Raw genomic sequence first — 21,303 nt, 5'->3', positions numbered from 1 at the left:
AAAAAATGCCTAACGTGTGAAAAACTGGTGTTAAAGTTATCACAGTAATTCGCAATTTAGGAATAGAATAGCTAGACTTGTAGCTTGAATTTGATGTGGATGTTGGAATATTCTGCATTTTAGTTATCAACTAACACAAGAAAACACATGCCTTTGAAAAAGAAAATTCTTGAGCTTAAGAAGCGCAAGGAGGAAGTACTACAAGGAGGTGGCCCAAAAGCGATTGCTAAGCAGCAAGCGATGGGAAAAATGACCGCACGCGAGCGTATTCTCGCCCTACTAGATGAAAGTTCATTCCACGAGTATGACCTTTTCGTTGAGCACTCTGCTCGCGAATTTGGAATGGATGGTAAAGTGCTCGCCGGGGATGGTGTGGTAATTGGAACAGGTACAATATTTGGTTCACCTGTAGCAATATTTGCTCAGGACTTTACCGTTATGGGTGGTTCGCTAGGCCTTATGCATGCTCGCAAAATCACCAAAATTATGGACTACGCAATCAAGATGCGTATGCCTCTTATCGGAATTAACGACTCGGGTGGTGCTCGTATTCAGGAAGGCGTTAACTCGCTTGCCGGATACGGCGAAATTTTCTACCGCAACACCATCGCCAGTGGCGTAATTCCTCAAATCTCTGTAATTCTTGGTCCATGTGCTGGTGGAGCCGTTTACTCTCCAGCGCTAACCGACTTCGTTTTCGTGGTGGACAACATCTCTAAGATGTTTATTACAGGACCTGAAGTTATCAAGTCGGTACTTGGCGAGGAAATTACCCAGGAGGAGCTTGGTGGTGCTCGCGTTCACTGCGAAATTACCGGTAACGCTCACTTCTTTGCCAAGAGCGAGGCTGAGTGCTTCGATCAGATCAAGAAACTCATCACCTTTATCCCTTGGAACAACAGCAAGAAGGCGCTACGCTTCGAGCCTAAGCATCCAAAGCCTCAGTACAAGATCGAGGATATCGTTCCTGAAAATCCTAACAAGCCATACGACGTTCGCGATGTAATTCGTGCCGTTGTTGACGATTCTGACTTCTTCGAAATTCAGGAGATGTGGGCTCAAAACATCGTTATTGGTTTTGGCCGCCTGAATGGCGATACCATTGGTTTCGTTGCCAACCAGCCTAAGGTGGTTGCCGGAGTGCTTGACTGCGACTCATCTGACAAGGCTGCTCGCTTCATCCGCTTCTGCGATGCGTTTAACATCCCACTCGTTACCCTTGAGGACCTTCCAGGCTACCTTCCAGGTGTAGACCAGGAGCACCAAGGCGTTATCCGCCACGGCGCAAAGATGCTTTACGCTTACAGCGAGGCTACCGTGCCTAGAATTACCGTTATCCTTCGTAAGGCATACGGTGGTGGGTACATTGCCATGAACTCGCGCCACCTGCAGGCCGACTTCGTATTTGCTTGGCCTCTGGCCGAGATTGCGGTTATGGGGCCAGAGGGTGCTGCTAACATCATCTTCCGTAAGGAGATCATGGAGGCTGAGAACCCCGACGAAATGCGCAAGCTGAAGGTTGAAGAGTACAAGGAGAAGTTCGCTAACCCCTACGTTGCCGCTTCGAGGGGCTACGTTGATACCGTTATCGAGCCTTCGGAAACTCGCCGCTTCCTGATCCACGCCCTAGAGGTGTCGCTGGAGAAGGTTGTTGAGCGTCCATCGCGTAAGCACGGAATTCCTCCATTTTAATCGTTGGGCTATGAGCAATACCGAGGAGCTAAAACCTGAGTATACCTCGTTTGTTGTTGACGAAACTACGTATGAGACAATAGTCCCTGCGAAGATTGCCAACCGCAAGGCGTGGGAGAGGCCAAACCCTAACATGATTACCTCGTTTCTTCCGGGTACCATCCTAGAGATGTACGTTAAGGAGGGCGATGTTGTTAAGGCTGGCGACAAGCTGCTTCTGTTTGAAGCAATGAAGATGCACACACTAGTCAATGCTCCTTTTGATGCAACCGTTAAGGCGATTGTTGTATCGGAAGGGGGAAAGGTTCCCAAAGGGGAGTTGCTGATTGAGCTAAAGTAACCATAGAGGGGGAGGGCGAAAGCCTTCCCCCTTTCTTTTTCGCCAGGTGTCCGCTTGGCGAGGGGCTGCTGGTTCAGCGTTTGGCGCTTGGGCCTTCGGTGCAGCGCCGCCGGTGGGGGATATCCGCTTTTGTTGATTCGAAGGGCTCCCCATTGGGCTTGAATAAACTTCTTTTCGGATTGCAACCCGCCCTCTTCGGATTCAAATTCCCGCTATTTTGATCGGGAATGCGGCTCTTTTGATTCAGATTCCCATTATTTCGATCGAAAAAGCCTCTCTTTGAATCGAAATACTCATTCTTTCGATCGAAAGAGGGTCTCTTTGAATTCAGATTCCCATTATTTTGATTGAAAGAGGGTCTCTTTTGATTCAAATACTCATTATTTTGATCGAAAGAGCCTCTCTTTGAATCGAAATTCCCATTATTTCAATTGAAAAAGCCGCTTTTTTGATTCAAATGCTGGCTATTTCGGCTGGGAAGGCGGCTTTTTGAATCGGCATTTTCCCTTTTTTACTCGAAGGAGGCGGTATGCCTGCCGGAGGAGCGGCTCTTCGAGGCGGGAGTGGCGATATTGGGGCTTCGAGCCCAAGGGCTTTAACGCGCAAAGGGCGAGAGCCTCCTTGGTGGAGGTCCTCGCCCTTTGGCGTTCGCTGTGGCTGCGGCTAAGCTACCTGGCGATGATTAGCAGCTTGGCGACTTTCTTATCCTTGGTTCGGGCTACTACGGGGTAGCTGCCCGATTCGAGGTGGCTGACGTCGTAGCTGCTCAGCTTGGTGATGTTTTCGGGGGTCAGCGGCATCGATTCGAGCAGCATGCCGTGGGCGGAGTAGATGTCGACGGTTATTTCGCTGTCGGTGTTGATGGCTGCGACGATGCTGACCTGCGTTGAGGCCGGGTTGGGGTAGATGCTGAGCTGCAGCGTGAGGGCTTCGGCGCCCCGCTTGACCTCTACGGTGTCGGATGCCGAGCATTGGTTCTTGCTGGTTACCGATACCCAGTACTTCCCTTCGGCATTAACGATGATGCTGTTCGTTTTTTCGCCGGTGCTCCACAGGTAGGCATACTCGCTGGAGAGGTTAACCGTGAGCGCGGTCGGAAGCGGGCGGTAGAGCACGTCGCTGCCTAGGCTGACGGTAGGAGCGGGGTAGATCTCGAACTGCGACGTCTTGACGGGGCTCTTTATGCCGCCAACTTCGGTGGATCCGGTGATGGTGTGCTTGCCGGCAATCCCTTCGACCATGTTGGGCGCCTGCTTGCCCTGCGCGAGCATGTTGTCGAAACTGTAGGCGATGCTCTGGGTTGGCTTCAGGTCGGCGCTGAGCTTTACGGTGCCGCTAAAGCTGTACTCTACGGTTTTACCATCAGCCTTGGCGATCTGGTAGCTGCACGATACCTTCACGTCGGTTCCGGTTGGTACGGTAATGTTCTGGCTTTCGTTAACCAGCTTCACCTCGAAGGCTGCCTTTTTGCCGTCGTAGCACTTGGTTTGGCTTACTGCGGGGTACAGCGTGATGAAGTTGGTTGCCTTGGGCGTCAGGTAGTCGATGGCGATCTCCTTTATCAGGATGCAGCCGTCGGCATTGGTTCCGGTTACCTTGTATAGGCTATTCTCGTACACGGTAATATCCTTGGTGGCGGCGCCATTTGACCAGAGGTAGGTTAAGGTGGTGTTGCTGCCCGACAGCGTTGCCGAGCTTTTGTCGGCTGCTGTTTTGGTATCGATGCTAAAGGTTGGGTTGGCCACCACCTTAAACGTTTTGCTCACCGCTGGGTTGTTCGGGTTGACGTCGTACTGGTAGCTAACGCTCACCTCCGCCGTCACGGTGGCACCTGCGGTAGCGGCTGGGATGCCGGTTGCCGTGGTAAGGGTGATGGTGGTCGTCGATTTGGGCAGCAGGTCCTCGGCGAGCACGTAGCTCTCCGTCTTGACGGTGCCGTTCGCCTTCACCGAAACGGTAATGGTTTCTCCCTTGGCTATTGGCGTGTCGCCATCGTTGCCAATCACCAGCGAAAGGGGGACTGGGCGGCCCGACTGGCACATCTTCTCGTTGTTGACGATGGATTGGAGCACGAGGTCGCCGCCCTTAAACTGCACCTTGATCGATGCTTCGGCGGAGCAGCCCTTATCGTTGGTCACCTTAAGGGTATAGGTTCCCGATAGGGTGACGGTGATCGTCCTATCCTGCGAAACGCTTACCCCATCCTTCGTCCATGCGTATGATGCCATCCCCGCAGGCCCGTCGATAGTCTCCTTGGCGTTGGATGAGACGATGTCGGCTGGCAGGGTGAACGTTGGGCTTGGGTTTACGGTAACCGTGGCGTCCGTTTTATTGTTGGCGGTATTGGATTCGCCGGTTAGGGCGGCAATGGTTACGGATACGGGATACTGTCCGGCCGTAGCTCTAGGAAGCGTGGCCGCTAGGGTTACCGTGGTGCTGGCTTGGGGGGCGAGGTCGGCGCTCAGCAGCGTCTCCTCGCTAAAGCTGGTGCCGTTGATGGTGCCGCTGACCTTCAGCGGGGTGTTTTTTGCGATTGTCTTGCCCGATTTGTTGGCCACTGTTAGCGTTAGCGGTTCGGCGGCGGTGCCCTGGCAGAGCGCGGTGCTGACTACCGACGTAAGCTCGATGTCGGGGGTAAACAGCACCTGCGTTGTTTGCGCCGACGAGCAGCCGTTGGCGTCGGTAACGGTGAGCGTGTAGCTGCCATCCTGGGTTGCCGTGATGCTTTGGGTCTCGGCTCCGGTGCTCCACACGTATTTGGTCATGCCGGCAGGCCCTGCGATGGCTACTTGGGCCTCGTTGCTGGTAATTGGGTTGGCAAGCGTAAACGTGGGGGCGGGGTTAACCTTAAAGCTGCCTGTAAGCGTGTTGTTGGCGGCAATGCCGTCGTCGGCAAAGGTGGCTGTAGCCGAAATCGAGTAGCTGCCAGCCGCCAGCGCAGGCAGCTTTTGGGTAAAGGTGTAGGCTATTGTTTTGCCGACGGCCATGGGCTCGGCAAGGGTGGTCTCTTCGGAAACGGTATTGCCGTTAAACGTGTACGATAGCGTAAACTTTGTTCCTGTAGCGATGTTTTCCATGCCCGAGTTCTTGACGCTCATGGCCACGACATGGCCTTCGGGAGCCGCGCAGAAGTCTTTAGGGCTATCGATGGCGGCCACGGCAATATCCTTTCGGTTAAAGTTGACCATCACCTCGTCCGAGGTCGAGCAGCCCTGGTTGGTTGCCGTTAGCGTGTAGGCTCCCGAGTTGGTTACCGTCAGCGTCTTCGACGTGGCGGCGGTACTCCACAGGTAGGTGTTCGATGCCAGATCGGGGGTTACGGTGGGCACAATGGTGTAGCTCGATTCGGTTGAGGCGATGTCGTCGCCCAAGCTCACCGTAGGCGTTTGGTTTACCGTAACGCTGATCACCTTGCTGAAGTTGTTGGTGAGGTCTAGGTCGTCGAGGGTAATCATTGCCGAAACGCCCGTTGGCTGAGCCGTTGTAAAGGTTGCCTTCTTGGCGAAGGTGTATTCGATGCTCGCGTTGGGCGCAAGATCGTTGGCCAGCGTTATAACCTCGCTCACCTCCACGCTTCCGACCTTAAAGGTAACGGGTATGGTTGTCCCGGCCTTGGGCGTGTCGTTGCCAACGTTGGTTATCTTGACGGATACCGGGTATTCGGTGGTGCCGGTGCAGACGGTGCTGCTGGTTCCGTAGGTCGAGGTTAAATCGATGGACAAATCGTTCTTGATGAAGGCCACCTGCGTGCTGAAGATGCTGGAGCACTTGTTGGCATCGGTGATTTTAACATCGTACTTGCCATCTTTCGATACCAGAATGGTTTGGGTGATGTCGCTCGTGCTCCATTTGTAGTCGGTAAAGCCGGCTCCGGCATCAAGGGTCACCTCTACGTCTTTGGTAGTTATCGTAGGCGGAAGGCTCGACTGGGGTAGCCCGTAGGTTTCTGCCGCTACCGTTTGCGCATTGTTGTCCGCCACCAGGTCGCCGGCGAGTTTCGCCACAATGGCTACGGTGTAGGCTCCCTTGGCCGAGATATCGATCGGATTATTTAGGATGATGTCGGCCGAAGCTCCGGGAGCCAGTGCCGCCGTAAGCGTATAGCTGTCGGTGCTGGTGGCTCCGTTTTTCGTAACCTCGAATGAGATAGCCGTTCCGCTGGGGATGGTAACGTTACCCCTGTTTTCGATGGTCAGCGAGGGCTTCATCGTAGGCTCGTGCGTACAGGCCGTTTGAATATTATTGATCGACTTTACGGCGACATCCTTTACGGCAAAGGTGATGGTGGCTTCCGACTTGGTGCTGCAGCCATGCTCATCGGTTACCGTACACCAAACCTTGCTGTCGGCGGGTCCGGGGAAAATCACCTTGTTCGTCTTCAGCGTGGTCTTGTCGTACCACTCGTACGACTTGTAGGCCAGCGAAGGATCGGCGTCGTAGGTGTACTCGAGCGCATTTACCGTTTGCGTTTGTGGGGTCAGCGTAAACGCTGGGAACCCGTACGACTCTATGGTGGCCGCTAGGTTGTCGGCCGTGTTGATATCGTACGGAATGGTAGCCGAAACCTCGATGGGGTAGGTGCCTTTGGCCGACATGTCGAAGGTTTCGGGGAAGATGTAGTCAAACGACTCGCCAGCGGCAAGGTCTTTGACGGTCGTGGTCTTGTGCACGGGCTGAAGCGCTCCCTTATACTTTAGGCGAAGCGTAACTTCGGTTCCCGCCTTGATGACATCAATAGCCTGCCCCTTGTTGGTAACCTTAACGGTGATGGCCTGAGCCTTGTCGAGGCTACACTTGTTGGCGGGCGACACCACCGCTTCGGCGACAACGTTGGGGTTGAGCTTGTACACGTCGGCGGTGCTGCTAACGCTACATTTGGCCGGCGTATTATCGGTAAGGGTTACCTTGAAGGATATCTTATTGTTGGGGCTTACAAACTCCGCCGATGTAATCGCCTGCTTGTAGCCGTTGTTGGCGAGCTCTCCCCATATGCCTTCGCCAATTTTCTTCTCCCACTTGATGGTGTAGCCGAAACCATCGGCGTCCGTGGTGATGTCGAATTCGTGGTTATTCGGATTAAGCGGATCCGATGGGGTCGGAAGCCCAAGTATTACGGTTGGACCGAGGTCTACCGTTGGCTTTTTTACCTCTACCATCTGAACTTTCTTGTCGTTGTCCGTCTTGTAGAAATATTCGGGGTTGTCGATGTTTGTTACCGTAATGTTGTAGAATCCGCCGCGATTCATGTCGATGGTTTTGGAGGTGACGAGCTGCACCTCGCTGCCCACGGGCAGGTCATTGGGCAGGTTGTAGGTCTCCTCGAATTCCTCGGTACGGCTTACGGTGCCGCCATTGGTTCGCGAGTACTCCGATTTGAAGGATACCTTTACGGGTGCGCCCTTCTTGGCCGTTTTTATGCCGCAGTTCTTTACCTTAAAGGTGATGTTCTCCTTATCGGTGAAGCCTCCGCACACTTCGGCTCCGGTAAGCGTTACCGGCTTAACGATTCCGGAGATCCCGAAGTCGTCTGGAGCCTCCTTTATGGCAAATCCGTTCAGCCCAAACCCGCTGAAGAAGCCGTTCGTGGCGTCGCTGGTAAACTCGAAGCGGAATTTCACCCCGGTAGCCCCGTTTAGGCCTGCGGGCAGCAGGTGGCTGATGGTCTGCCAGCCGTTGCTGTTACCCGTAAAGCCGATTTTGCCCGACGAGGCAATGGAGGCCTGATCCTTCCAGCCCCAGAAGTCGTCCCAGAGGTCGCCGTTTTTGCCAACGGGCTGCCAGGTGGCGCCGTTGTCGGTGGAGTAGGATAGGGTTACGCCGTCTTTGTTCAACTCGGTGATGTAGTTGGCCTTGATTTCGAGCATTGGCTTTTCGAGGCCTATAATATCGAAGCAGGGGCTGGTGAGTATTGCCTTGGCGTTGTTGTCGTAGTTACCGTTGAGGTTGGTAATCCACATCTTATCCGTTTGGCTATCTCCAGAAATGTTGGGTGCGGTAGACACGCCGTGCATCCAGTTGTAGCCGGTCTTCGTCCAGTCGTCCGGGGTGTCGAAGCTGGTGGTGTATGGGGTTTTGTACGTCTTCGAAATGTGTACGTTGACGCTGGCTGTGTCGTTCACGTTATCCTCATCTCCGGGGAGCAGCGTTGTTGCCAGCACCTTCAGGTCGCCGTAGAGGCCTGCGGGGAAGGTTTTGCTGAGGGTTACCGTTGCTTCGGCACCTGGGGCTATGTTTTGGGTGATGTTGTCGTCGATGGTGGACCCTCCGTTAATGGTAATCTTGACGGGGATGGGGGCAACGGCCTCCTTCGATCCGGCATTCCTTACCTTAAGGGTGATGGGCTGGCTGGTGCCGTCGCTTCCGCAGGTGCTGGTGGGACTCACGACCTGGACCATGGCCAAATCCTTCTCCATGAAGTTGCCCACCACCGAAACGTCGTCGATGTTCCATCCGGTGAACTCCCTATCGCCGTTGGTGTAGGAGAGGGTGTAGCGGAGCTTGATGTTGTGGGCGCGGTCGAACTCGGCGGGGAAGGCCACCGAAGCGGACTGCCAGCTATCGTCGAGGGTGTAGTCGGTATTCTTCCAAAGTGTGGCCCACGTGGCGCCGTTATCCTTGCTTGCCTGAATCTTTACGGTGTCGTACATGTCAACGTTCAGCCATCGCTTGAAGTTTAGCACCAATCCTTTGTAGAAAAGCGCGTCGAAGCTGGGCGATGTGGCGGTGTAGGGTGCCGACGAGGGGATGTTGGCATCGTAAACCCCATCTTTGGTGAGGTCGTTTCCGAGGACTTTGCTACCGCTTACTGCATTCTCGGGGTCGGGGTTGCCGTATGCCCCCGATTTGCCCATTGGCGCGGCAATTTCGAAATCGTTGGATAGGCTCCATCCCTTGTCGGTCTCAAAGTCGTCGAAGAACAGGTTCTGCTTGATTATTCGGTTGCCGCCCGAGTTGATGGTGGCGTTGGCAAACGCGGTTCCGTTGACGGTTATGCCGCTTGCCGGAATTTCGGCATCGACGGTGTTGCCGCTTTTGGCGTCGGAGGCGATGTCGTAGGTGGCCCATAGGTAGGTGTAGCCGGTTGGTAGGCTGTAGCTGGCGGTAAGAACGGCGGAGCTGCCGCTTAGGGTGCCGCTGGCTATGGGGGTGGAGGTGTTGAATTCGGGATCCTGCGTGGCGTAAAGCGTTACACGGGTGATATCGGTTAGTTTGGTGGCGATGGCGTTTACCTTTACGCTGCTGAGAATAGCATCGCCGGTGTTGCCGGTTACCTTTAGGCGCGAGCAGAGGATTGGGTTGTTGGTCGTGCCGTTGGGGATGATGTCGGTGGTTACCCCTTCGGGGGTTGCCTCGACAAGCGACTTGGCCTGCGAGCCGGTCTCCTCGAGTTTCACCTCGTCGAGGCAGATACCCATACCCCAGCGGCTGAGCCCTTCGAAGGCGAGGTAAACGTCCTTTTGAAGCGCGTCGGAGGGGAGGTTCAGCTGGAAGTCGCGCCACTCGTTCTGCACGAAGTTGTAGGTTTGCAGGAGCCTCCATCCTCCGCTAAAGCCCACCTTATAGTAGATGCGCAGGATGTCGTTGTTTACCCCTGTTGGAACCCTCCATTCGTAGATGGTTAGCCAGAACTTTAGGGTCGGCAATACTGCGAACTTAAGGTTAAGGGGCGGGGTTATCAGCCGGGTTTGCTCCCTTCCGAAGCCTTGGGTGAAGTACCAGGCGTTGTAGGTGCCAGCCTTAGCCTTGTCGGGGTTACGGAACATGTCGTACGTTGCAGCAGGCTTCAGCAGGTTGGGGTCGGCGGGGTTGTACCCCCCATTCCGGTAGCGCCAGGGGACGCTTCCTACTACCGCTTCTTCTGTCCAGCCGTCGGGCTTTCTGCCCAGCTCAAAGCCTTCTTTTAGGTAAACTGTTTGAGCCTTTAGCTCGATGGTAGAACAAACCAATAGGATGATGTACAGCATCATCCTTCTCATCCCTCTTTTCATAATCCAACAGATTCTTATAGCTTTTCGTTGTGAAATATAGCTTAATAATTCAATAAATCGGAGGGGGGGACGTCTCGTAGCGCCAGCAGGAATTAAATTGCGACCCTGTTCTGCCTAGTAATTAGGCAGAAAAAGCAATATCGCCACAGGTTTAATAAAGCTAAATGTTTCGAAACTGCTTCTCGAAACCCCGTACGCGATAAAAAATCACCGCAAAAAAAATCGCACTTGCTTTGTTAATCATCTTGAAATTTCTACATTAGGCATCGGTAAAGATTGTTTTTAGTAGCATTCTTTAGGCCAGCAAAAATATCAGTTAACGCATAACATTACGGGCTATTCAGCCAAATCGGGCCCAATAGCCAGCAAAGATTTCCAATTTTTAATCGTAGCACGAGCTGTAGCCAATGCGTGAAACCTCGGGTAGAGCTTTCACCAAGGGAGAAGTTCCGTCGGAGGACGCGGATTGAGCTTTTACCTAAGGAAAAGCTTCGTCGGAGGTCGCGGACAGAGCTTTTACCTAAGGAAAAGCTCTATCGGAATGCGCGGATTGAACTTTCACCTATCGAAAAGCGCCATCGCCATTCGGCAGGAAAGCTACAGCACGTGCAACTGGCGGTATAGCCCTTGTAGTAGCTTGCGTTAGGGGTATTCGACCTTGCCTTAAGCAAGTGGTGCAAAACCAATCAGCCGTTAAACCAAAACCTAATATCGATGGAAGAATTAGCAATGACCAACCTTGCGTAGCCGACGTGGGTGCTGTTGCAACAGTTATCAAGGAGGAGGTTGTGGGCACTACCCTCAAGGAGGTGAAGGAGTCGGCAGCCTACCAGGAGGTGGTGAGCGAGCAGCTGAGCTACGACGACTCCATGGCTCGCGTGCGTAAAAGCGAGAACACGCTGAGCAAGAACGAGGCCGACAAGCGCCGCGACGATGCCTACGTGGGTACGCGCAAGGCTATCGACTCACTCACCTACTCGCCCGACGAAGCGATTCGGGGTAAAGCCACCAAGCTCTTCAGCATTATGAACATGTACAGCTCGGGTGTCGAAAAGCTGCCCGACTCGAAGGAGAGTGAGTACCTGAAGATCATCATCAGCCGCATGAAGGAGCCCGAGAACTACCAGATGGCCACCGAAATCGGCATCAAGGCATTCGTGGACAACATGGACAAGTGCGAGAGCGATTTTCGTTCGGATTGGGGCGAGATGGAGAACGATAAGGAGGAGTACCGGAACAGCCAATCGGCCACGAATAGCCGCCGGAAGCTGGAGGATGCCATCAACGCGTTCTACGCCTACCTAGCCTACAACGCCAAGTACAACGCCAGCAAGGAGCAGTTTGCCCAGCTGCAGCGCGCCATCTACAGCCGCTACCTGAGCATCCGCCAGAAGTACATCGAGCGGAAGAAGAAGGAGGCCGATAAAAAGGATGGCGACAAGAAGGATTCCGACAAGAAGGACACCACCCCCAAAACCGATGGCGGCTCGGAAAAGAAGTAGCCTTGGAAGTACGATGCTAAGCCCACCTCGTAAAAAGGTGGGCTTTTTTGTTTTATAGATATGGTAGCACCAATAACGGATGGAGGAGGTCCCGTCAGGCCTAAGCGCGCTGCTTCTGCTGCTACTGGACGTTTCCCCTTTTTTATTCCGCCTTAGCCTGAAGGCTTTGGGCAACACCTCCGGTGTGCGCGATTGAGTCCGGCAGCGAGGGATGTCTCTTCCCCCATATATAATAGGGGCGCCTATACCGCTTACTCGTGGTGGAGATGAGGCTTGCTGTGCAACTTTTGTTTTGCGAATAACGGCTTGTAAATGTAGCGGGTAACATTTGTAGAAACTTTTTTTGAGTACGAAGTGTTTATTTTTCGAAATCTATGTTTTTTTTAAAATAAATGTTTTCTTTCTTTAAGGTGTGAAATGGGGGGGATAATGGGCATGTTGTAATGCCCTTAAGCTTTAGTTATAAAATTGGCTGTTGGTTATGAAGGTAAAGGCTGTATTTAATCCTTTTAGGGGCATATTGCTGTTGCTCCTATTTACGGTTTGTGGACTGAAATCTTTCGCGCAAACGGATACTGAATTTTGGTTTGTCATTCCCGATATTACTTACGAGCATCAGATTCCAGGAGGTGAGCCTGCCAAATTCACCTTTTCTACATTCGACATGCCCAGCACCGTTACGGTGAGCATGCCGGCCAATCCATCGTTTACCCCAATCATTATAAACATTCCTGCAGGATCGGCATACAACCTGTCCATGGATAATTATATCAATACGGCGATTAACGCCAGCAGGGCAGGGAATCCCGATGCAGAGAACCAGTATAAAACGTTACCAACTCCCACAAACCCATCTGGGGCAAACAAGTGTGGGCTAAAGATTACGGCTACAACCCCAATTACGGCCTACTACCAGGATGCCAACATCAACAATACCGAGCTCTATGCGCTGAAGGGGAAGAATGCCCTAGGCAATCATTTCTTTGTTCCGTTTCAAAATCAGCGAACCAACCACGGGTTTTCCAATACCAATCCTGCATACTCCTCCATTAACATTGTGGCCACCAAGGATAATACGGTGATCCACATAAAGCCGAGCCAGGATGCCTACATGCATGGAACGTCGATTCCTGCCAATGCAGACAAGACGGTAACGCTGATGGCGGGAGAGGCAATTTGCGTTGTTCCAAAGCTCGTTGGTGGGCAGCCCGATAGGTCTGCTGCTGGGCACCTTGCCGGTACCGAGATCTCCTCGAGCGAGGATGTTGCCATTACCATTAACGACGACTCCGTTCATGGCGATGGGGGGGGCAACTACGATATTATTGGCGACCAGCTGGTGAATATGGCTTCGCTGGGGCTTAAGTATGTAGTTCTTCGAACCAAGGCGCAGACCGATGACGACCGCATATACGTAACCGCAACAGAAGATAATACCACGGTAAAGTTCTACAATAACAATGGTAACACTTTTTCGACAAAGGTGATAAACGCAGGGGAACAATGCGATATTGGTACGGTTGGCGACTTCTGTATTGTTGATGTAGATAAGAAGGTTACCGTGCTCCATGTTGGTGGTTATGGCGGCGAGCTTGGTGGCGCCATTCTTCCTGCCATTGATAAGTGTACGGGTAGCACCCAGGTGGCTTTTAATAAGCTGAATGATGGTGGAAAGACCTTCAATACGAATGTAATGGTGCGTACCAATGGTAAAAACGAGTTTTACCTGAATGGAGTAAAGGTAAACATGGAAGCCGCCGCTGGAAAAACGTGGACACAGCTTCCTGGTACCGACTGGTGGTTTATGCAGGTGCTCGATTGGAATACGGGCAAGTTTCCCTCCCTTAAGCAAGGTCAGGGAAATATCCTTACCAATAAGGGTGACCTCTTCCACCTTGGAGTCTTCTACGGAGCCAGTAGCGGAGGTTGTAACTACGGCTTCTTCTCGGACTTCAACGAGCTAAAGATTGATGCCAACGTTGCAGGTGTAGAAGCTGGCGAAACCAAGGTTTGCTTTGGCGCCCCAATTCAGCTTTATGCCAAAGGGGGTACAACGTATAAGTGGACTCCTGTCGATTATCTAAGCGATCCTGCCGTATTCAACCCAATTGCCAACATCCCGTTTCAAGGGGTGAAGCAGTACCAGGTTGAGGTTTCAGGAGCATGTAACATGAAGGAGGTTAAAACCATTAACCTCCAGATCTTGCCTCCGGTTAAGGCCAACTTCTCCGTCGACAACATTACTGGATGTTCACCCCTTACGGTTAACTTTACCAATACCTCCCTGAATGCGGCCGAGTTACGCTGGAGCTTTGGCGATACCAAGGATACGGTTTCGAATATGTTTAAGGCCACAGGCTTGGTGGAAAAGTTTAGCCATCTATACGTAAACAATACCGATACCCCCATAACCTACACCGTTCAGCTCATCGTAAAGAGCGAGTCGGGCTGTGGCGATGTTATAGAAAAGCAAATTACGGTGTACCCATCGGTGGAGGCAAAGATGAATCGAATCGATCCTACTCCGTCCTACTGTTCGCCACGTAGCCTTACCTTCGAGAACGTATCGCCGCCAACGGCGTTGCCAGCCAGCGATATTACCTATATCTGGGATTTTGGTGATGGGGGAAGCGTTAATACCAGCGATCCAACCGTAAAGCACGACTTTTCCGCTCTAAACAAGGATAAACTGCGTTACGATGTGTCGTTGACCATGATCAACAAGTTTGGCTGTAAGTCGATTGCGAAAGATACCATCGATGTTTACGGAAAGGTGGATGCATCCTTTTCGCTCGATAAGATAAGCGGATGTCCCGATCCAACATTTAACGCCGTGCTAACCGATGGATCAACAGGTCCTATTAAGAAAAGGACTTGGGATTGGAGTGGCTTCTCGCAGACCCCAAGCGCCACCCTTGCCAATGCTTACGATATCTCTACCACAAGTACTTCGGCTACTACGGTTACCCGTACTATAAAGTTGGATGTTGAAGGTGCTGGTGGATGTAAGGATTCGTATAAACAAGATGTGACAATTTATCCGTATGTCAACGCTACCTTCTCGTTTAATGGAGGAACCGACCTCTGCGATGGGGAGATGCTTAACATAAGCAAGTTTTCGTCAGGTGGCGCTACCGATTTTCTTTGGGAATTCGGTGATGGATCCACTTCTACAGAGGCAACACCTGCGGTGGCGCACCTTTACAATAATGCTAGCTATGCTACCGCAACGTACGATGTTAGGCTTACGGTTAAATCTTCCGAGGGAGGTTGCCAAAGTACCTACGTTTCACCTACTAAGGTAAAGGTCTTTTCGCGTATCGATCCCGATTTTTCCATAAAAGATCTCGGAGGGTGTGCTCCTTTTAATGCCACCATACTAAACGTCTCTAAAGGTAATGCGTCGAATAAGTACGAGTGGAACTTTAAGGATGGTTCGGCTCCTGTTGTTGAAAATACGCTAGTTGCTAGCCGACAACACTTATTCACCAATAGTACAACCCTCCCCGAAAAGCATTTCGTAGAGCTTACGGTTACCAACGAGGGTGGCTGTTTTAAGACTGTTTCTCGTTTGGCAACCGTTTATCCACAGCCAGTCGCCGACTTTACGGTTGATAACTCCATTGGTTGTAATCCGTTGCCAGTTGCCTTTACTGCTTCAACCAGTGCTAAGGAGTACGATTACCAATGGTCGTTTGATGATGGGGCTACGGGATCGCAGCCTGCCATCTCGCATACCTACAACAACTTCGATTTTACAAATGATGCAACCTTTAATCCAACGCTCGAGGTTAGTTCTATATATGGATGTAAGGCATCTATAACAAAGCCGATAAAGGTGCATCCTTTCCTGAAGGCTGCATTTACGGTTCAGCAGTTATCTGCTTGTGCTCCTTTCGATGTTAAGGTTACTCCCAACTCGTTAGGCGCAACCTCTTATGCTTGGGATTATGGAGATGGAAGAACCGCTACTAAGACAACAGGGGATTCGTTTACCATCAGCTACGACAATACAGGGGCAACATCTGCAACGTACCCCATTAGCTTGGTGGCTACCAACTCTGGTGGTGCCTGTCAGTCTACCGCAAGTACTGTTCCTGTGGTGGTCGACCCTCGGGTAGTGGCTAACGGAACATTTACAGTAGTTGACAAGTGTACGGGTGCGATTACCTTTAATAATACTTCAACAGGTGCCACCTCCTATACTTGGGACTTTGGCGATGGGCAATCGGCCAGTGTGGCCAGCACGGCTGCTCAGCAGCACACCTACGAAAATAGGACTGCATCGATAAAAACTTATACGGCAACGCTAACTGCCGAAAATGCTAAGGGGTGTAAAGCCACAAAAACGTTCAGTATAGATGTAGTTCCTCGTGTAGAATCGTCGTTTACCTACGATGTAGTCGAGAAGTGTACTCCTATGAAGATTCACATTATCAATACCTCGTTGAATGGAACTGAATTTCAGTGGGACTACGGGCATACCGTTGGTGGTGTTGCTCAGCAGGATGTTAAAACGGTAAAGGATGCCTTTGACAGAATTATTGATAGCGAAGATCCATCTCAGGTAAAAACCTATACCCTTAAGTTAACTACATTGGATAAATCATCGGGCTGTTCTGCGGTTTCTACAAAGGATATTAGCGTATATCCAAGGGTAAAACCTTCTTTCACCAGCTCTATTATTGATAAGTGTACAGGAAAACTATCCTTCCAAAATGCGACTACTGGTGCAATAACATATACATGGAATTTTGGGGATATGAGCTCTTCGTACACAACAGATAAGCTAGATCCTGTTGCACATACCTACTTGAATAGGAGTGGTATTAATGCAACATTTAACGCTAAGTTAATTGCTAGTAACTCTATAGGATGTTCTGCTGAATTTGCTCAGGATATTTCTATTGTTCCTCTTGTTGAGTCTAGTTTTACCATGGAGGAGTTAGAAAAGTGTACCCCAGTTAAGGTTAAGTTAACCAATACCTCGTTGAATGGTAGTGAGTTTAAATGGGATTATGGGCATACTATTGGAGGAATTGCACAACAGGAGACTAGGGCAACAAAGGATGCTTTCGAGAAGATAATTGATAGCGAAAATCTCAATCAGATTTTGACCTACCAAATAAAGTTAACCACCCTAGATAAGGTGTCAGGTTGCTTTGCTGTCTCCTCTAAGGATTTGACCGTATATCCAAAAGTATTACCATCTTTTACCAGCGCCGTTGTTGATAAGTGTAGCGGGAAGATGTCTTTCCAAAATGCGACAACGGGTGCCACAACTTATACTTGGTTCTTTGGAGATCCAAGTTCGGCGTACTCTACAGATAAGCTAGATCCTGTATCTCATACCTATCTGAATAGAAATGCAACCAATGCAACTTTTATTGCTAAGATTGTTGCTAGCAATGCTATTGGATGTTCTGCTGAGGCTGTGAAGGATATTTCGATTGTTCCTAGAGTAGAATCGAGTTTTACGTTGGAGGAGTTGGAGGTTTGTACCCCAGTGAAGGTTAAGCTCACCAATACTTCGCTCAATGGACAGCAGTTTACGTGGAATTATGGTCATACTATTGGGGGTGCATCCCAAGTTGATGTTAAGACTGATAAAATTGCTTTTGAGAAGATTATCGATAGTGAATCAGCTAACACAGTAGTGAACTATCCTATTAAGTTGGCGGTGCTTGACAAAAATACGCTCTGTGCCGACGATTCAACAATTAGTCTTACGGTTCACCCAAGATTGATACCTTCGTTTACTTCCGATAAAGCTGTTGGTTGTTCAGACCTACCTGTCGTACTAACTAATACATCTACAGGAGGGAATCTCTCCTTTAATTGGGACTTTAACGACGGACAGTCGGTAAAATCTTCAGATGTTACGGAGACAGTGGCTCATACATTCGTCAATAGGAATTCTGTTACGAAGAATTATAGCGTGGTACTAACCGCAACTAACGCAAAGGGGTGTAAAGCTACTGCATCTAAGTCCATAGGTGTATACCCCAAGGTTGAGGCTGCCTTCACCTTTGTTCAGTCTTCGAAGTGTACCCCATTCCCGATTGATATTGCCAACAGTTCACTTAATGGAACTGAATATTCTTGGGATTTTGGGCATGTAGTAAATGGAAATAAGCGAGATACTCTTACAATAACAAAGGCTGGATTTAGAACATACATCTATAATGGCAATAGTTCGAACGCTCAAACATACACGTTAACGCTTACTGCTCGTGATGCTGCAACGGGATGTAATGATGTTATAACTAAAACTGTTGATGCTCAACCTGAGGTTAAATCTAGTTTTAGTTTGAGTACGGACAAGGGGTGTAATCCACTTACAGTTTCGTTTACCAATTCGTCTACAGGTTCTTCTGCATACACCTGGAACTTTGGAAATAATACCTCTTCGGCAAGTGTTACACCTGCATCAATGGTATTTACCAATAGTGATACTGTTAGCATTAAAACCTATAATATTGTGCTAACCTCTAAAAACCAAGATGGATGTACCAATGTTTCTACCAAGCGTGTAGATGTTTATCCAAAGATGTTGGCTGATTTTAGTTTAGACAAGGTAAATGGATGTACGCCTTTAACTGTTAAGGTTGCTAATGCATATCCATCTTCGGCATATCGTTACGAGTGGTCCTTAGGTTCGAACGGAACTAGCACTTCACAGCAAATTCCTGATTTGAACTTTATAAATTCGACTACGGATTATACTATTCAAACCGAAAATTTAAAGTTAAAGGTATTCTATAAGGGAGACGCGACCTGCTATAAGGAGGTTGAGCGTTCGGTAGATATTTATCCTGGAACACGAAGCGATTTTGCAATGGATGTTACAGAAGCTTGCAATCCATTGGTCATAAACTTTACAAACGAAACAAAGTCGTACAACAACTCTGCTTCTTATAGATGGAACTTTGGTAGCCTAGGTGGTTCTGGAGATGTTAATCCTAAGTATACATTTACTAACCTGTCAAAAACCGAGAGGGTTACGTATGCTGTTAAGCTAAAGTCCACTTCTATCCACGGATGTAGTGACTCAACGACTAAGACGGTTGTGGTTCGTCCTATCCCTAAGGCTCAAATGGCAATAAATACGGCCTCGGGTTGTGCTCCATTTAACGTGGATGTACAGAATCTCTCTATAGGTTCTATGCCAACATACACCTTTTGGCTTGATAATGATAGAACGACATCTGTGGTAAGAAATGGTAATTCTAATGTTCAGTTTAACGTTGATAATCTTGCTGATACTCCTAAAATGACGGAGGTGTGGCTAAAGACGGTTAGCGATTTTGGTTGTAAAGACAGTATTTCTCAGAAGGTGTATACATATCCTCATGTTACATCAGCCTTTACTTTTACACCTTCGGATGCAGGATGTAATCCGTTGACGGTGAATTTCGCGAATACCTCAAAGAATGCAATTTACTACACTTGGGATTTTGATGATGGGGTTACTGCTCACGTTAGCTCACCTAGCCATGTGTTCCAAAATTTCAAGGAGCAGGATAGGGTGTATAATGTTAAGCTTAAAGCTAAATCGGAATATGGTTGTGAGCATGTGTCATCGAAAGATTTTACGGTATTCTCGGCTCCTATTGCCTACTTTACCATAGATCCACCTTTGCGTACTTTCCCAGATGCTTCGTTCCTGTTTAACAACCAGACAACTCCAAAGGCAATAAATTGGAACTACGAATGGACTTTTGGAGATGGAGGCAAGTACATTGGCGTAGATCCTCCTGTATATACTTATAAGACATGGGGCGATCAGGGAAATGACTATAAGTACAATGTAACGCTGAAGGTGTCGAATGGAAACTGTAAGGATGAGATGACACAGTTCCTTTATCTAAAGCCTGCTATTCCTGTTTCTATTTTCTCGTCTAGCGTTGGTAGTAGCTGTTCTCCTTTGGAAACTCAGTTTGTTCATCAGGCGAAGTTCTATAAGTCTATTGAGTGGAATTTCGGAGATGGAACAACTTCAACTGAGGATAGCCCATATCACGTGTTCAGAACTCCTGGAAAGTATCACGTTCAGTTAACCGTAAAAGGTGACGGTGGTAATTCTTACTCTTATACTACATTGGAGGTCTTCCCTAATCCTGTAGCAAGTTTTAAACTTGCTCCTGGCGAGGCAATGCTGCCCGAGGCTCGTGTACAGTTCTATAATACGTCAATCGAAGGAAAAGATTACGCTTGGGATTTTGGAGATGTGCTAGGTACGTCAACGGAGAAGAACCCTACATACAGCTATAAGAAGTTGGGTAACTACAATGTGCGCCTAAAGGTGACTTCCGAGAATGGTTGTGTGGACGATACGTTGGTAAAAGCTGCGGTTAAGGTAGTAGGCGAGGGTGTACTTAAATTCCCCAATGCTTTCATTCCGAACCTCTACGGGGGGAATGGCGGTACCTACGAGGTGCCCGACTACAAAAACGAGGTATTCCATCCTACGAGCGAGGGTGTGGTTGTATACAAACTATTGATCTATAATCGTTGGGGTGAGAAGTTGTTCGAAAGCGATGAGATCGGCAAAGGCTGGGATGGCTACTACAAGGGTAAACTCTGTGAGCAGGGTGTATACGTGTACAGAGCTACGGGCCGATTTACCAACGGAAAGACGTTCGACCTTAGAGGTGACGTTACGCTACTTCGATAGTTTTGGAGGGATATGATGATGTTAAGGAAATATTTGCTTGTATTATTTGTTGGGTTTGGTGTTTTGTTTGCAAAGGCGCAAGATCCACAGTTTACGCAGTTTTATGCTAACTCGCTATACCTGTCGCCATCTTTTGCTGGTGCGATAAAGGATTCTCGTATAACGGCTAGCTATCGTAACCAGTGGACTGGCTTAAGCAAATCGTTTAATACCTATAATGTTGCTGTTGACCATTACTTCTACAATTTGAAAAGTGGAGTAGGTTTGATAGCGTTTCGTGATGTTGCCGGATCATTGAACCTTGCAAATACCTATTTGGGACTGCTATATTCCTATAATATTCCGATAAACTTTGAGTGGTATGTTCGACCTGGTGCTGGTTTCTACTATAATCAGCGTTCGATTGATTACTCAAATCTTATCCTCGGAGACCAACTTTCATCAGGAGGTCAGAATAGCTCGATCTCTAATCTGAAGGGAAATGCATCTAATCGCGAATTCGACTTCTCTGCATCTTCTCTTCTAGTTGGTCCCAATGTATGGTTAGGATTGGCCTTTGATCACCTGCTTCGTCCTGATCGGTCATTGCTTGGGTCGGAGAATCGGGTTCCTATTAAGATATCGTTGCATGGGGGATATCGTTTTGTATTGCAAGGCTATTACCTTAGACCCGTTGATGAAAGCGTAACGGCTGCTTTTAACTACAGGCAGCAGGGAATTTATCATCAGTTTGACCTCGGGCTGTACTGGTATAAGCGTCCATTAATGGTTGGTGTATGGTATAGAGGGATTCCTGTTGCTAAGAATTCGGGAACCGATGCGCTTGCATTTCTTATAGGCATAAAGGTGCCAAACTTTAATATTGCCTATAGCTACGATCTTACTGTTTCCAATTTTGGGGTAGATTCGGGAGGTGCTCACGAAATATCGTTAACCTACGAGTTTAGCACTCAAGGAAGGAAAAAGTGGAAGGCCGTTCCTTGTCCTGAGTTTTAACCTGTTATTGCAAGTTGAAGATGCTTATTTGATGCTCTGGGGATGTCGTATTTTTACATGTATCATGTGAGTGCGTAAATAAATTAGTATATATTTGCATTGAACACG

The 21,303-nt window shown here is 49.3% G+C and carries 6 protein-coding genes; 5 read left to right on the top strand and 1 reads right to left on the bottom strand.

The genetic code is table 11. The features are described 5' to 3' along the window. The first annotated feature begins 147 nt into the window (after positions 1-147). On the top strand, positions 148-1,692 hold the full coding sequence (locus ACHZA1_RS04270; protein WP_320054000.1) for an acyl-CoA carboxylase subunit beta: 1,545 nt from the start codon (positions 148-150) through the stop codon (positions 1,690-1,692). Positions 1,693-1,702: 10 nt separating this feature from the next. Further along, entirely contained in the window at positions 1,703-2,032 is a 330-nt protein-coding gene (locus tag ACHZA1_RS04265) for a biotin/lipoyl-containing protein (protein ID WP_320053999.1), read from the top strand. 668 nt (positions 2,033-2,700) lie between these two features. Here ACHZA1_RS04265 and ACHZA1_RS04260 read toward each other — a convergent pair. Then, complete coding sequence (locus ACHZA1_RS04260; protein WP_320053998.1) at positions 2,701-10,020, bottom strand: T9SS type A sorting domain-containing protein; 7,320 nt, start codon at positions 10,018-10,020, stop codon at positions 2,701-2,703. A 674-nt stretch (positions 10,021-10,694) separates the two neighbouring features. Between ACHZA1_RS04260 and ACHZA1_RS04255 the strand changes: the two genes are divergently transcribed. From ACHZA1_RS04255 to ACHZA1_RS04245, 3 genes are all read left to right on the top strand, one after another. Beyond that, complete coding sequence (locus ACHZA1_RS04255; protein WP_320053997.1) at positions 10,695-11,522, top strand: DUF6261 family protein; 828 nt, start codon at positions 10,695-10,697, stop codon at positions 11,520-11,522. A gap of 481 nt (positions 11,523-12,003) precedes the next feature. Beyond that, the gene (locus ACHZA1_RS04250) at positions 12,004-20,199 is read left to right on the top strand and encodes a PKD domain-containing protein (RefSeq protein ID WP_320053996.1); all 8,196 of its coding nucleotides are present in this window, start codon (positions 12,004-12,006) and stop codon (positions 20,197-20,199) included. A 33-nt stretch (positions 20,200-20,232) separates the two neighbouring features. Next, positions 20,233-21,195, top strand: coding sequence for a PorP/SprF family type IX secretion system membrane protein (locus ACHZA1_RS04245; protein WP_320053995.1), 963 nt, complete (start codon positions 20,233-20,235; stop codon positions 21,193-21,195). Positions 21,196-21,303: the final 108 nt, after the last annotated feature.

The sequence above is a fragment of the uncultured Acetobacteroides sp. genome (assembly GCF_963667355.2).
Taxonomy (GTDB): Bacteria; Bacteroidota; Bacteroidia; order Bacteroidales; family ZOR0009; genus Acetobacteroides.
This window is presented reverse-complemented; position numbering and strand designations above follow the sequence as displayed.

What these genes read in the sequence shown, in the direction of transcription:
- ACHZA1_RS04270 (WP_320054000.1), top strand. Translation starts at nt 148, where the DNA reads ATGCCTTTGAAAAAGAAAATTCTTGAGCTTAAGAAGCGCAAGGAGGAA.
- ACHZA1_RS04265 (WP_320053999.1), top strand. Translation starts at nt 1,703, where the DNA reads ATGAGCAATACCGAGGAGCTAAAACCTGAGTATACCTCGTTTGTTGTT.
- ACHZA1_RS04260 (WP_320053998.1), bottom strand. Translation starts at nt 10,020, where the DNA reads ATGAAAAGAGGGATGAGAAGGATGATGCTGTACATCATCCTATTGGTT.
- ACHZA1_RS04250 (WP_320053996.1), top strand. Translation starts at nt 12,004, where the DNA reads ATGAAGGTAAAGGCTGTATTTAATCCTTTTAGGGGCATATTGCTGTTG.